The sequence below is a fragment of the Streptomyces sp. NBC_00461 genome, from assembly GCF_036013935.1.
Classification (GTDB): Bacteria; Actinomycetota; Actinomycetes; order Streptomycetales; family Streptomycetaceae; genus Streptomyces.
In genome coordinates this window covers 4,487,949-4,501,300 of record NZ_CP107902.1, presented here as the reverse complement: position 1 = coordinate 4,501,300, position 13,352 = coordinate 4,487,949, and the positions used below count along the sequence as shown (strand labels likewise).

Here is a 13,352-nt window from a genome sequence, read left to right as displayed (position 1 = left end):
AAGTCGTACGCGGCGGCGGCGGAGCTTCGGTCCGCAGGCCGATGCCGGCCTTATGTGCTAAGAGCCACCATGGATACATGAGCGCAGCAACCTTCACCCCAGCCCATGGCCCGGGCCGGCCCGGCGGTGCCACAGCCGTCACGGGCAGCCACCCCCACCGTCTCGGCGACGCCCTGCGCGCGATCAAGGTCTTCGCGGGCGCGGCCTTCAGCGTCGTCGTACTCGGCGAGTACGGCGAGGAAGCGGGCGTACGACGTAAGTGACCGCAATCAAGCGGAGGGCCGAGGGCCGAGTCCTACGCCTCCTCCGCCAGCAGCTCGTCCGCGTCCACGATCCGGTACGCGTACCCCTGCTCCGCCAGGAACCGCTGGCGGTGCGCGGCGAAGTCCTGGTCGAGGGTGTCGCGGGCGACGACCGAGTAGAAGTGCGCCTGGTGGCCGTCGGCCTTGGGGCGGAGCACCCGCCCGAGCCGCTGGGCCTCCTCCTGGCGTGAGCCGAAGGTGCCCGACACCTGGACGGCGACCGTCGCCTCCGGCAGGTCGATGGAGAAGTTCGCGACCTTGGAGACCACCAGCACGCTGATCTCGCCCTCCCGGAAGGCGCCGAAGAGCTTCTCCCGCTGGGCGTTGGACGTCTCACCCTTGATGACCGGCGCGTTCAAGTGCTCGCCCAGCTCGTCGAGTTGGTCGATGTACTGCCCGATGACGAGGATCTGCTGACCCGCGAACCGGCGCACGATCGCCTCCGTGACCTTGCGCTTCGTCTCGGTCGTGGCGCAGTAGCGGTACTTCTCCTCGGTCTCGGCGGTGGCGTAGGCGAGACGCTCGGAGTCGGTGAGGTTGACCCGGACCTCCACGCAGTCGGCGGGCGCGATGTAGCCCTGCGCCTCGATCTCCTTCCACGGCGCGTCGAACCGCTTGGGACCGATCAGGGAGAACACATCCGACTCACGTCCGTCCTCGCGCACGAGGGTCGCCGTCAGCCCGAGCCGCCGCCGCGCCTGCAGATCCGCCGTGAACTTGAAGACGGGCGCGGGCAGCAGATGCACCTCGTCGTAGACGATCAGACCCCAGTCACGGGAGTCGAAGAGCTCCAGGTGCGGGTAGACGCCCTTCCGCCTCGTGGTCAGCACCTGGTAGGTGGCGATGGTGACCGGGCGGATCTCCTTCCGCGTCCCGCTGTACTCACCGATCTCCTCCTCGGTCAGCGAGGTCCGCTTCACCAGCTCGTGCTTCCACTGCCGCGCCGAGACGGTGTTCGTGACGAGGATCAGCGTCGTCGACTTCGCCTGGGCCATCGACCCGGCGCCGACGAGGGTCTTCCCGGCGCCGCACGGCAGCACCACGACCCCGCTCCCGCCGTGCCAGAAGTTCTCCACGGCCTGCTTCTGGTACGGGCGCAGCGCCCACCCGTCCTCGTTCAGCTCGATCGGGTGCGCCTCACCGTCCACGTACCCCGCGAGGTCCTCGGCCGGCCAGCCCAGCTTCAGCAGCGTCTGCTTGATCTGCCCGCGCTCGGAGGGATGCACGGCGACCGTGTCCGGGTCGATCCGCGCGCCGACCAGCGGCGCGACCCGCTTCGAGCGCAGGATCTCCTCCAGCACCGGCCGGTCGGTGGTCGTGAGGACCAGCCCGTGCGTGGGGTGCTTGCTGAGGGTCAGCCGCCCGTACCGGTCCATCGTGTCGGCGACGTCGACGAGCAGCGCGTGCGGCACCGGGTAGCGGCTGTACTGCACGAGCGCGTCCACGACCTGCTCGGCGTCGTGCCCGGCCGCACGCGCGTTCCACAGCCCCAGCGGCGTCACCCGGTAGGTGTGGATGTGCTCGGGTGCCCGCTCCAGCTCCGCGAACACGGCAATGGCCCGACGGCACTCGCCGGCCTGTTCGTGGTCGACCTCCAGGAGCAGGGTCTTGTCGGACTGGACGATGAGTGGACCATTCACGCGGGGGCACCCTTTCCGAACGGCCGGACGGGGACGGCCAAACGTCCAGTCTGCCGTACCGCGCCTCCTTTCGGGGAGGCGAGCACGTCACACCGGGCAGCCCGCGATCTTCAGGAGCCCTCGGTGAGTTCCGCAAGGCGGCGCAGGGGCGGGCCGTACTCCGGGTCGGCCAGCGCGGCGGCGAACTGGGCGGTGAGGTAGGCCAGCGGGTTGCCGGTGTCGTACCAGCGGCCCTGGATGACCTGGCCGTACACCGCCTTGGTGGCGGCGTAGGCGTTGATCGCGTCGGTCAGGTAGATCTCGCCGGTCCGGTGCTCGTACCAGGCCTTGGTCTGCTTGCGCAGCTCCTCGACGATGCCCGGCGTGATGACGTAGCCGCCGATGGCCGCGTAGCCGGAGGGGGCGTCCTGCGGCTTCGGCTTCTCGACCAGGCCGGTGATGCGCAGAAGGCCGTCGCCGAGATCCTCCTTGACCCGGGGCACGCCGTAGCGCTGCGAGTCGGCCGGATCCATGGGGAGCAGCGCGAGGACGGGGCAGCTGGTCGCCTCGTAGGCCCGGATCAGCTGCTGGGCGCGCGGGACGTCGGCCACGAACACGTCGTCCGGCCACAGGACGAGGATCGGCTCGTCGCCGACGTTGCGGGCGGCGTTCAGGACGGGCGTGCCGTTGCCGTACGGGCCGTGCTGGTCGAGGTAGGTGATGTGGCCCTGCCGGGACAGCTCGCCGACCTCCTCCACCGCGTCCGCGTAGGCCTCCTTGCCGTCCGCCCGCAGCTGGGCCACGAGCGCCGGATTCGGCCGGAAATGGTCCTGGATCAGACCCTTGCCGCCGGAGACGACGATGGTGATGTCGGTGATGCCGGACGCCACCAGCTCCCGCACCGTGTGCTCGACGACGGGCTTGTCGCCGACGGGCAGCATCTCCTTCGGGATCGCCTTCGTCAGCGGCAGCAGGCGGGACCCCAGCCCGGCGGCGGGGATGACTGCGCGGCGGATCGTCGTGGCCATGAGGCCCCTTTCGTCGAAAAGCCGGTCTCGGTTCCGGTCCCGTTCAGGAAACGCTGCCCGCGAGCCCGTGCCGGAAGCCCCGGGTGAACAGTTCCGGTCACGCGGGTGGAGCTGCGACGAAGCGCACGGAATCGCATCCGAAGGGCACCCGGCTCACGCCTCGTCCGCCAGCTCCGCCACTCCCGTCACCCGGTGCAGCGGATACGTCCGTACCTCGTCCGCCGTGTGGTCGTACGCCGTCACGAAGCCGCCCTCGACGCGGATCGGGGCGATGACGCGCTGGCTGGCGGTGCCCTCGGCGTTGACGTAGCCGATCCACAGGGCCTCGCCGGTCAGGACTGCGGCCTGCATCGTGGCGAGGGTCTCGGCGGAGCCGGTGCGCGGAAGGGCGCCGCCCGGTGCGGCCGAGGGGCCCTGCTTGCGCGGGGCCGTGGAGGCCAGGTCGCCCGCCCGGATCGCCCGGATCGCGGCCGTCAGGAGCGTCGCGTCGGGGGTCGGCGGGCCGTCCGGGACCGGCTCGGGCGCGGCGCGGGGCGGGGTGCGGTGGGCGTCGGCACGGGTGATCAGGACATCACCCTCCGCCGACTCGGCGGCCGGCGCGAAGCCCATCGCGCGCAGACCGTCGAGGAGGGTCGCGGGGTCGGCCTGGGTGGCGAGGACGGTCGGGGCGAGGCGGCGCAGACGCAGGCCCGCGGCGCGCTTGTCGGCGAGGATCTCGTTCAGCATCGCGTCGTCGTCGCAGCGCACATACGCCGAGGCGGACCCGACCCGCAGATGCCCGTGCCTGCGGGCCACGTCGTCGATCAGATACGTCAGCGGCTGAGGGACCGGGGTACGCGCGTGGGCGGCCAGGAAGGCATGCAGGTCGGAGGCGGCGTTCCCGGCGTCCAGGGCGCGCCGCACCGAGCCCGGCGTGAAGCGGTACACCGTCGCCCCGCCCTTCGACTCCACGTCCGCCAGCAGACCCAGCATGTCGGCCAGCGGCCGCCGCAGCGGACCGGGCGCGACCGCCGTCAGGTCCGCCTGGAGCAGGACGTGGTCCAGGGGCTCGGGCAGCATCGGGGCGAGGAGGCGGGCGGCCGCGGCGGAGGCGGTGATCTGCTCGGCGGGGGAGAGGGGTTCCAGGGCGACCGGCACATGGTGGACGGGCAGCTTGTCGCCCGGTCCCCCGCCCCCGTCCCCGTCCGCGGACGGGGACTTCTTCGGCTCCGGCGCCCCGAGCAGCGCCCGCCCGTGCGCCGACAGCGCGCCCCGCCCCGTAACACCCAGCATCTCCGCCTCCGACAGCGCCCAGGTGGCGAGCCGTCCGCGCAGGTCGTCGTCCTGCTGGGGGCCACGCAGGGGCCGCTCCCAGCGCAGCCGCTCCAGCACGGACGCGGCAGCGGGCGACGCCCCTTCCGGCAGCCCGGCCAGCAGCGTCAGCACCCGGTGCCGTACCTCCGGCGCGGCGCTGCGGTCGAGCCCCGGTCCGAGCGCCGACAACGTCCGGTCCTTGGCGTCCCGCCCCCCGACCACGCCCGCCGTCCGCGTCGCCGTCAGCCACGCGTGGGCCAGCCGCGCCCAGCGCTCTGCGGCCGGCTGCTCCAGCCACTCGTCGTGGGCCGGGGTCGCCGCGTACCGCTCGTCGGCCTCGCCGTCGGAGGCCAGCAGCCCGGCCGCGTAGGCGAGTTCGACCCAGAAGGCGGCGACCGGCTCGGACACGTCGAGGGCCACGGCGGTGCGCTTGAGGTCACGCACGCTGAGCCCACCGGCCCGCAGCACGGTCGGCCCGCCCTCGTCCCAGTCCTTCAGCAGTTCCTCGACCGTCGACAGCGCCGTGTACGCCTGCCCGGCCGCCGTCGCGTCCACAACCTGTGGACGGTGCGTGCCCGTCACCTCCAGCGCGGGCGGCCGCGGCTCGACGACCCGGTGGGCACGGCCGCCGCGCAGATGCAGGGCCACCTCACGAGGGAGTACGACCGTCCCGGGCGCCGTCGGCAGCAGCAGCCCGCGGTCAAGGAGCCAGCGCAGCCGGGCCGCCGGATCCGCCGTGACCTGCCCGTACGGCGGCCCCCACACCAGCCGGTCCAGCACCTCCCGCGACTCCTCGGGCGCCCCGGCCAGCAGCGCCGCCATCCGGGTACGGTCGCCGAACAGGGCGGCGAGCGAGCCGACCGCGGAGACGGAATCGTGCGTCGAGGGCAGCCCGACCGCGGTGACGATCTCCTGGATCCGCCCCGGCGACATGCCCGCCGTCGCCTCCTGCACCGTGGGCCCGAGTCCCGTCGGCGACGGGTGCTGCGGCGAGGGCGCGAGCAGCTCAAGGGCCGTCCGCACCAGCCGCAGCCGGTCGTCGCCGCCCCACACCAGGGCCTGCTCGCGCAGGGTGGCGAGGGCGCGGGGGAGTGCCGTGGCGACCGCCGCATCGCCGTCGTCACCGGCCAGCAGCCCGAGCAGCTCGTCATACCCGGCCGGGTCCGGCGCCACCGCCAGCGCCTGCGCCGACTGCAGCGCGAAACGGTCCAGTCGCTCCAGTGCCCGCACGACCGATGCGCGTGTGCCGGCGCGGGTCGCCAGCTGGGTGAGGTCCGTGGGGACGGGGGTGATGAGATCGGGGCGGGCGCGCAGCAGTTCCGCCAGGGAGGCGTCGTCCCTGTTGCGCAGTGCCTCTGCGAGTGAACGCGGAGCGGCCGGGGTGCTCATCTGACTCACGGTAGCGGGTACGTGTGGTGGTTGAGCGTGGTAGCTGCGGGTGGGTGGGGGTTCGCGGCCCTGGGGGCTCCGCCCCCAGACCCCCGTCGGCCTTCGGCCTCGTCCTCAAACGCCGGACGGGCTGGATTGGGCGTGGTGGGCTCGTGTGTGCGCGCGGGTCGGGCTGGATTGGGCGTGGTGGGCTCGTGTGTGCGCCGGACGGGCTGGATTGGGCGAGGTGGGCTCCTGCGTGCTCGCGGGTCGGGATGGAATGGCCGACGTGGGCTGAAGTGGGCTGGATGTCGTTGCCCTGCGCTAACGTCGTGGTCTGGGGGTATCCAACACACCCGCCCCGGAGGGGACTTCGTGGGGATCGAGAGCGACAAGGTCGTCTACGAGTATCTGAGCCGCGTCGGCGACGTGGCCCAGCAGCGTCAGCTGCCGTCGGCCGCGCGCATGCGCCTGGTGTCGGAGCTGCGGGGCGAGATCGATCGGCGCCGGGCGAAGACTGCCGTCGACAGTCCCGCCGCCGTCCGCCGCATCCTCTCCCGGCTCGGCAGCCCCGACGAGGTCGTGGCGGCCGCGGGCGGCGGCGCCGCCCCGCAGGGGACCCCCGCCCAGGTGCCGGTGCAGCGGGACGACGAGCCGCAGGACGGCAGGCGGCTGCCGAAGAGCCTGCGCCGGGTCGTACCGCGCCCGCGCCCCGCCCAGCCCGAGAAGCCCGCCCCCGCCGACGCCTTCTTCGACGCCCCCTCGTCGCCGCACACGGCGAGCGCCCAGGAACTCGGCGGCAGTGCGACCCAGCCCGACTGGTGGCGGGTCGAGAGCACACCGTTCGGTGAGAGCGTCCCGGGGTTCACCGGCGGCGTGGAGATCCCCGATCTGCTCAGGCCACCGCGGCCGAAGGAGCCGGAGAAACAAGCGGTACCGCCACCGGCCGCCGAGAAGGCCGTGGAAGCCGAGGAGGTCGCGCCCGAGGCGCAGGCCGCCCGTCGTCGCCGCTTCTCCCTCCCCGCCGGCGGCTGGAGCAACCCGCTCCTCCTGATCGCCGCCGGACTGCTCGTCGTCGGCGCCATCCTCGGCAACTGGTTCGCCCTGCTGTTCGGCTGGCTCATCGCCTACGCCTCCCGCCGCCTGACCCAGAACGAGTCGAAGTGGGCCGTCATCGGCATGCCCGGCCTCGCGCTCGCCGCCGGACTCGTCTGGCTGTGGGGCAGGAACGACGGCCGCTGGGGCACCCCGATCGCCCAGGGCCACATGAACGACGCGATCGCCGGGACCTGGCCCTGGGTGGTGCGCGGGGCGGCGGTGCTGTCGGCGCTGTACGTGGTGTGGCGGTCACAGCGGAGGGCGTAGGCCGCGCGAGGAAGATGTAGGTCACACCGGCCCGCCGACTGCCCGCCGCAGGGCCTGGGCACAATGGCCGATATGGCCTCCTCGATTTCCTCCACGACTTCCTCCGCGACCGCCCCCGCCCTGACCGTCGGCTTCGATCTCGACATGACTCTCATCGACTCCCGTCCCGGCATCCGCGCCTGCTACCAGGCGCTGGCCGAGCGGACGGGCACGTACATCGACGCCGACCTGGCGGTGACGCGGCTCGGGCCGCCGCTCGCCGAGGAGTTGATCAACTGGTTCCCCGAGGACCGGGTGGTGGAGATGTCCGACCTGTACCGGTCGATGTACCCGGCGTTCGCCATCGCCTCGACGCCCGCGATGCCCGGCGCCCCTGAGGCCATCGACGCCGTGCGGGCGGCCGGCGGGCGCGCGATCGTGGTGACCGCCAAGTACGAGCCGAACGCCAAGCTGCACCTGGAGCACCTGGGCATCCACCCCGACGAGGTCGTCGGCGACCTGTGGGCCGAGCAGAAGGCGGAGGCGCTGCGCGAGCACGGGGCCGGGATCTACGTCGGTGACCACATCGGGGACGTGCGCGGCGCACGCAAGGCCGACGCCCTGTCCGTCGCCGTGGCGACCGGGCCGTGCAGTGCCGAGGAGTTGAGCACGGCCGGAGCGGACGTCGTGCTCGGGGACCTCATGGAGTTCCCCGGCTGGCTCGCGGACTACCGCCCGGCGCGCGCCTGACGGCGGCCCGCTGCCATCGACTGGAGCACGCCGGCTCCCGCCATCAGGAAGCCGACGCCCATGAGCATGCTCAGTCCGAACATGTAGGTCGGAAATGGCTTCGCGTGGAGGAACAGCGGAGCCACTGTGACGAGTGTGGCCAGCGCGCCGAGGAAGAACACGATGGCACCGGCACGGATCAGTCGGTCACCGGGCTCGGCGGAATTCGTTTGGGTTTTGTCACGCACCGGACCAGGGTAGTTCCCTGCCCGAAGGAACAACCCGGCGACGTCTTGTCACCGGCCTGAAGAGCATTAGCCTTGGTACCGGCGGGTCCGTGACGACCCGCCCCAGTGCTATCAAGAGCCGTTTCCGAAGCAGTTTTCCGACGAGTACGAGGACGAGGACAGACGGTGCCAACCGGCAAGGTCAAGTGGTTCAACAGTGAGAAGGGCTTCGGCTTTCTCTCCCGTGACGACGGCGGTGACGTCTTCGTCCATTCCTCGGTCCTCCCCGCCGGAGTCGAGACACTCAAGCCGGGCCAGCGCGTCGAGTTCGGCGTCGTCGCCGGTCAGCGTGGCGACCAGGCACTTTCGGTCACCGTCCTGGACCCGACCCCCTCGGTGGCGGCCGCCACCCGTAAGAAGCCGGACGAACTGGCCTCCATCGTGCAGGACTTGACGACCCTTCTGGAGAACATCACGCCGATGCTCGAGAAGGGCCGTTACCCCGACAAGGCCTCCGGCGCGAAGATCGCGGGTCTGCTGCGCGCGGTCGCCGATCAGCTGGACGTATAGCCGCGAAAGCCGCGACATACCGAAAACCCGTGACTCCTACGGAAATTCGAGCGCATCCGGGCCGAGGGGCGGCACCAGCCCCTCGGCCGCCGCACGCGTCAGCAGCCCCCGTACCGCCGCATAGCCGTCCTCGCCGAGGTCGGCGGTGAACTCGTTGACGTAGAGGCCGATGTGCTGGTCGGCGACGGACGGGTCCATCTCCTGGGCGTGTTCCATGACGTACGGGCGGGAGGCCTCGGGGTCGTCCCAGGCGGCGCGTACGGAGGTGCGGATAGCGTCGGCCAGGCCCGTCAGGGTCTCGGCGCCCAGTGAGCGCTTCGCGATGATCGCGCCCAGCGGGATCGGCAGCCCGGTCGTGTGCTCCCAGTGCTCACCCATGTCCGCGAGCTTGTGCAGCCCGTAGTTCTGGTACGTGAAGCGCGCCTCGTGGATGACGAGCCCCGCGTCGACCTTTCCGTCCCGCACCGCCGGCATGATCTCGTGGAACGGCATGACGACGATCTCGCCCACCCCGCCGGGGACCGTGTCCGCCGCCCACAGACGGAACAGCAGGTACGCCGTCGACCTCTCGCTCGGCACGGCGACCGTACGGCCGGTGAGTGCCCCACCCGCCTCCCGGGTCAGCACCAGCGGCCCGCAGCCCCGGCCCAGCGCACCCCCGCACGGCAGCAGCGCGTACTCGCCGAGGACGTACGGCAGCACCGCGTACGACACCTTCAGCACGTCGAACTCGCCGCGCTCGGCCATGCCGTTGGTGATGTCGATGTCCGCGAAGGTCACGTCGAGCGCGGGCGCGTCCGGCACGCGGCCGTGGGCGAGGGCGTCGAAGACGAAGGTGTCGTTCGGGCAGGGCGAGTACGCGATCTGCAGTGGGTGCTCAGAGGTCATGTTGTTTCCAACTCTCCAGGACGGGCGCAAGCTTCCCGAAGGCCTCGGTCAGGGCCGCGAGGGCGTCGCCGATGCGCCAGGCGCCGCGGTCGCGCGGGCCGACGGGGTTGGAGACCGCGCGCAGCTCCACCACGGGCACACCGTGCGCGGCGGCCGCCTCCGCCACCCCGAAGCCCTCCATGGCCTCGGCGAGGGCACGGGGGTGGCGGGCACGGAGCACTGCGGCGCGCTCGGCGGTGCCGGTCACCGTGGAGACGGTGAGGACGACTCCGGGGCGTGCGCCGGTGGCGGCCGCGAGCTCTCGTACGAGTGCTTCCGGCGGACGGTGGGTGACGGTCCCGAAGCCGAGCTCGGTGACCGGTACGAAGCCCTCGGCCGTCTCGGCGCCCAGATCGGCCGCGGTGATCTCGTCGGCGACGACGAGCGAGCCGACGGGGGCCTCGGGCTGGAAACCGCCCGCGATCCCGGCGGAGACGACGAGGTCGTACGGGCTGCCCCGCAGGGCGGCGGTGGTGAGGGCGGTCGCGGTGGAGGCGGCGGCGAGAGCGGGGCCCACACCGGCGGCGATCACGACCTGGCCGTCACCTGCGAACGCCTGGGCCACCGCGTCCCGTTCGGCGGGGACCGCGGTGGCCACGAGGACGCGTACGGAACGCATCGGCGGCATCGACGGCGTGGACGGCATGGAGGGCCCGGACGTCGGGGTCAGTCGTTCTTCTTGAGCTTGAAGGACCACAGGCCGGTGACCGCGCTGCCGCTCTTCTTGCCGTCGCCCGCCTTGATGGTGACCAGGGTGGAGTTCCCGGTGGCGCCGTACTGCTGGTTGAAGAAGACGCTGCCCGGGACGGTGCGGTAGGTCTTGTCGCTGTCCTCGGTCAGGGGCTGACCGTTCATCAGGATCGTCCACCGCTTGTCGGCGATGTCGGGGTCGACGCCGAAGCGGACGGTGTCGTCGGGGTCGACCTTGATGGACTTGATGTCCTTGTCCTTGAGGCACTTCGCGAGGTCCGCGGTCTGCAGGGACTTGCCCTCGCCACCGCAGGTGGCCTGCGCGCTGACGGAGGAGCGGCCGACCGTGATCGTGGAGACCGGCGTCGGCTTGTCGCACGCGGCCAGGACGAGCAGTCCGGCGGAAACGGCGCCGGCGGCGGCGACGGTGCGGCGGCGTCGCACAGAGGCGCGGACATTTGCGGCTCCGCCGCGTGGCATCGAGGTCATGGGCGAAGGTTATCGGGCACCTGCGGCGCTCCCCCCACGTGGGGGGCGGCATGCCTGTGTGTTACGCCACGCGGGGCTTCGAGGCGCCCGAGTGATGGGCCGAGCCGATCAGCCCGCGGGCGGTGGTGACCCAGCCGAGGGCGATGACGGCGGCCGCCAGGCTCAGGCCCGCCGCCCCGTTGAGCGGCATCACGATGCCGATCGCGCCGCCCAGCACCCAGGCCATCTGCAGCATGGTCTCGGAGCGCGCGAACGCGGAGGGGCGCACCGTCTCGGGCACGTCCCGCTGGATCAGCGCGTCCAGGGACAGCTTGGCCAGCGCCTGCGAGAACCCGGCGAACGCGGCCAGACACGCCACCAGGAACGCCCCGAAGAAGATCGCGGCCGTGATCGCGGCGGCGAGCACGATCGGCAGGACCGCCACGATGATGATCTCCGGCGCCCGCTGTCTCAGCCACGCCCCGACCGCCGTACCGAGGGCGTTGCCCGCGCCCGCCGCGACGGCCACTATGCCCAGCGACACGGCCGCGCTGGAGCCGGTCAGCGGGTGCTCGCGCAGCAGGAAGGCGAGGAAGAAGGTCAGGAACCCGGACAGCCAGCGGAGGGCCGCGTTGGCGCCGAGCGCGTGGGTCACCGCGAGGCCGACCGTGCGCAGGCCGGGCCGCTTCACCGGCTTGAGGTGCGGCCCGTGCAGATGGTCCGCGTCCGCCGCGAGCAGCGCCGTGTCCTCGCCCTTGGCCGAGTCGACCTTCGGCGGCAGGGTGAAGGACAGGAACATGCCCCAGATGTAGATCACGAAGGCGCCGTACAGCGGCCAGCGCGGGCCGATGGCATGCAGGCCCGCCCCGATGGGCGCCGCGACACCGGTGGCGAGGAGCCCGCCGAGCGTGACCCGGGAGTTGGCCTTCACGAGGGAGAAGTTGGGTGGCAGCAGCCGGGGCACGACCGCGCTTCTGACCACCCCGTACGCCTTCGACGCGACCAGTACGCCCAGCGCGGCCGGATACAGCTCCAGGCTGCCGGTGGAGACGGCCCCGGCGATGATCAGCGCGAGCAGCGCCCGGGCGAGCATCGAGCCGGCCATCGCGGCGCGGCGGCCGTGCGGGAGCCGGTCCAGGAGCGGGCCGACGACCGGGGCGAGCACCGTGAACGGCGCCATGGTGATCGCCAGGTAGAGCGCGACACGCCCCCGTGCCTCGTCGGTGGGGACGGAGAAGAAGACGGTGGAGGCGAGGGCGACGGTGATCATGACGTCCCCGGCGCCGTTCACCGCGTGCAGTTCGATCAGTTTGCCGAGGCCGGACTCGCCGGCGCCGTGCGCGTGGGTCGCCTTCCGGATCCCGCGGGCGGTTCCGGTGAACGGGAAGTGCAGGGCACGGCCGACCGCGCGGACGGACCCGCCGAACCGGCCCGAACCGCCACCACGACTGCTGCCCTTGACCCCACCGACCCCGGTGGCTCCTTGGGGCGTCCTTGCGGCTGCCACTCCGTCATAGTGCCCCGAGAAAGCTGTGTGTAGTGGGGTTACCGCGCGTATGGGCGCGTACTTCCTGTGTATTTCCCCGGTACTTGCCAGGCCCGTGGGGGGAAACGTCCCGTCGGTGTAGGCCGAGCGGTCGCGAGAAGGTAGCGTGCGTAGCGCGTCGTGGCGAACGTTCTCGGCCGCGCGCCTCTCGGACATCCCGCAGAATGGATGTATGAGGTGCGCCCGAGTGCGATCGGGCGCGGACGTCGACGCGGTCCTTCGGTCCGCTCCGTCCGCTCCCATCGCCTTCAGGCCGGCGCACCCGAGTGACGGCGTAGGAGAGAAGCGATACCTGTGAGCGCAGCGACCACGCGAAGCCGCACCCCTGACCGCCTGTGCGCGGAGGCCGTCGACCTCGCCCGCGGCGCAGCCGAGGAGGCTGCCGCGCCCGGGGTGGTGGGCGAGCACCTGGGTCTGGAGTCCGAGGGCGACCGTGTTGTCACGCACTTCTTCGAGTGCAAGGAACTCGGGTACCGGGGCTGGCGCTGGGCCGTGACGGTCGCGCGCGCCTCCCGCGCCAAGTTCGTCACGCTGGACGAGGTCGTCCTGCTGCCCGGCTCGGACGCGCTGCTGGCTCCCGAGTGGGTGCCGTGGAGCGAGCGGCTGCGCCCCGGCGACATGGGCCCCGGCGACCTCCTGCCCACCGACGCCGAGGACCTGCGTCTGGAGCCCGGCTTCACCGGCGCGGAGGAGCCGCCGCCGAACTCGCCGCTCTCCGAGGAGCTGGCGGAGCTGGCCGAGGCGGAGGACGCCGAGGTCTCCGCGGGCACTCCCGCGAGCCTGCCGGTCGCCCCGTCGCGTGGCTCCATCGCGGCCGTCGCCGAGGAACTGGGCGTGCGCCGCGCCCGGGTCCTGTCCCGTTACGGGCTGCATGTCGCCGCGGACCGCTGGGACGAGGCGTACGGCTCCAAGACGCCGATGGCTCAGGCGGCCCCCGCGTCCTGTGCGAGCTGTGGCTTCCTCCAGCCGATCGGTGGCTCGCTGGGCCAGGCGTTCGGTGTCTGCGCCAACGAGTTCTCGCCGGCCGACGGCCGGGTGGTCTCTCTTTCGTACGGCTGCGGGGGGCACTCCGAGGCGGCGGTCATGCCCAAGCCGCCGCAGCCGGCACCTCCGGTGATCGACGAGACGCGGGTGGATCCGTTCCCGCTGCGGCCGGCGGCGGACTCGGGTTCCGTCCCGGTCGTCTCCGACGGTGAAGCGGCCGATTTGGGACACTCGTAGGTCTGCGAGTACACGTCCCT

General features: G+C 72.3%; 13 protein-coding genes. 5 read left to right on the top strand and 8 right to left on the bottom strand.

Annotation, left to right across the window (positions count from 1 at the left end):
* Window positions 1-77 precede the first annotated feature (77 nt).
* Window positions 78-263 (top strand): hypothetical protein, encoded by a 186-nt coding sequence (locus tag OG870_RS20990; protein ID WP_266516672.1) that lies wholly within the window; start codon window positions 78-80, stop codon window positions 261-263.
* A gap of 32 nt (window positions 264-295) precedes the next feature.
* On the opposite strand, the gene OG870_RS20985 is transcribed toward OG870_RS20990, so the two are convergent.
* The 3 genes from OG870_RS20985 to OG870_RS20975 all read right to left on the bottom strand — a co-directional run bounded on the left by OG870_RS20985 (window position 296) and on the right by OG870_RS20975 (window position 5,631).
* Window positions 296-1,942, bottom strand: a complete 1,647-nt coding sequence (locus OG870_RS20985) for a DNA repair helicase XPB (RefSeq protein ID WP_266583565.1) — start codon at window positions 1,940-1,942, stop codon at window positions 296-298.
* Window positions 1,943-2,052: 110 nt separating this feature from the next.
* Complete coding sequence (locus OG870_RS20980; protein WP_327691264.1) at window positions 2,053-2,949, bottom strand: UTP--glucose-1-phosphate uridylyltransferase; 897 nt, start codon at window positions 2,947-2,949, stop codon at window positions 2,053-2,055.
* Window positions 2,950-3,102: 153 nt separating this feature from the next.
* Window positions 3,103-5,631, bottom strand: a complete 2,529-nt coding sequence (locus tag OG870_RS20975; RefSeq protein ID WP_266839782.1) for a helicase-associated domain-containing protein — start codon at window positions 5,629-5,631, stop codon at window positions 3,103-3,105.
* A gap of 354 nt (window positions 5,632-5,985) precedes the next feature.
* Between OG870_RS20975 and OG870_RS20970 the strand changes: the two genes are divergently transcribed.
* Together OG870_RS20970 and OG870_RS20965 are read left to right on the top strand one after the other, a co-directional pair.
* The gene (locus OG870_RS20970) at window positions 5,986-6,975 is read left to right on the top strand and encodes a hypothetical protein (protein WP_266516664.1); all 990 of its coding nucleotides are present in this window, start codon (window positions 5,986-5,988) and stop codon (window positions 6,973-6,975) included.
* A gap of 63 nt (window positions 6,976-7,038) precedes the next feature.
* Window positions 7,039-7,704: an HAD family hydrolase gene (locus tag OG870_RS20965; protein WP_327691263.1), complete on the top strand. Its 666-nt coding sequence runs from the start codon at window positions 7,039-7,041 to the stop codon at window positions 7,702-7,704.
* Here OG870_RS20965 and OG870_RS20960 read toward each other — a convergent pair.
* On the bottom strand, window positions 7,683-7,931 hold the full coding sequence (locus OG870_RS20960; protein WP_266516659.1) for a hypothetical protein: 249 nt from the start codon (window positions 7,929-7,931) through the stop codon (window positions 7,683-7,685). The two genes, OG870_RS20965 and OG870_RS20960, sit on opposite strands and share 22 nt — an antisense overlap.
* Window positions 7,932-8,096: 165 nt before the next feature.
* Between OG870_RS20960 and OG870_RS20955 the strand changes: the two genes are divergently transcribed.
* Entirely contained in the window at window positions 8,097-8,480 is a 384-nt protein-coding gene (locus OG870_RS20955; RefSeq protein ID WP_323178404.1) for a cold-shock protein, read from the top strand.
* 36 nt (window positions 8,481-8,516) lie between these two features.
* On the opposite strand, the gene OG870_RS20950 is transcribed toward OG870_RS20955, so the two are convergent.
* From OG870_RS20950 to OG870_RS20935, 4 genes are all read right to left on the bottom strand, one after another.
* Window positions 8,517-9,368: a 1,4-dihydroxy-6-naphthoate synthase gene (locus OG870_RS20950; protein WP_327691262.1), complete on the bottom strand. Its 852-nt coding sequence runs from the start codon at window positions 9,366-9,368 to the stop codon at window positions 8,517-8,519.
* Window positions 9,358-10,026, bottom strand: coding sequence for a futalosine hydrolase (locus OG870_RS20945; protein WP_327691261.1), 669 nt, complete (start codon window positions 10,024-10,026; stop codon window positions 9,358-9,360). Before OG870_RS20945 ends, OG870_RS20950 begins: the two co-directional genes overlap by 11 nt.
* A 47-nt stretch (window positions 10,027-10,073) precedes the next feature.
* Window positions 10,074-10,586 carry a DUF2771 domain-containing protein gene (locus OG870_RS20940; RefSeq protein WP_266516644.1) on the bottom strand — a complete coding sequence of 171 codons (513 nt, stop codon included), beginning with the start codon at window positions 10,584-10,586 and terminating at the stop codon, window positions 10,074-10,076.
* 61 nt (window positions 10,587-10,647) lie between these two features.
* Entirely contained in the window at window positions 10,648-12,072 is a 1,425-nt protein-coding gene (locus tag OG870_RS20935; RefSeq protein WP_266516641.1) for an MFS transporter, read from the bottom strand.
* A 333-nt stretch (window positions 12,073-12,405) separates the two neighbouring features.
* Between OG870_RS20935 and OG870_RS20930 the strand changes: the two genes are divergently transcribed.
* Window positions 12,406-13,332, top strand: a complete 927-nt coding sequence (locus OG870_RS20930; RefSeq protein ID WP_266516638.1) for a DUF3027 domain-containing protein — start codon at window positions 12,406-12,408, stop codon at window positions 13,330-13,332.
* Window positions 13,333-13,352: the final 20 nt, after the last annotated feature.

Coding starts and splice junctions, on each gene's coding strand:
- OG870_RS20990 (WP_266516672.1), top strand. CDS start 78: ATGAGCGCAGCAACCTTCACCCCAGCCCATGGCCCGGGCCGGCCCGGC.
- OG870_RS20980 (WP_327691264.1), bottom strand. CDS start 2,949: ATGGCCACGACGATCCGCCGCGCAGTCATCCCCGCCGCCGGGCTGGGG.
- OG870_RS20975 (WP_266839782.1), bottom strand. CDS start 5,631: ATGAGCACCCCGGCCGCTCCGCGTTCACTCGCAGAGGCACTGCGCAAC.
- OG870_RS20965 (WP_327691263.1), top strand. CDS start 7,039: ATGGCCGATATGGCCTCCTCGATTTCCTCCACGACTTCCTCCGCGACC.
- OG870_RS20950 (WP_327691262.1), bottom strand. CDS start 9,368: ATGACCTCTGAGCACCCACTGCAGATCGCGTACTCGCCCTGCCCGAAC.
- OG870_RS20945 (WP_327691261.1), bottom strand. CDS start 10,026: ATGCGTTCCGTACGCGTCCTCGTGGCCACCGCGGTCCCCGCCGAACGG.
- OG870_RS20940 (WP_266516644.1), bottom strand. CDS start 10,586: ATGACCTCGATGCCACGCGGCGGAGCCGCAAATGTCCGCGCCTCTGTG.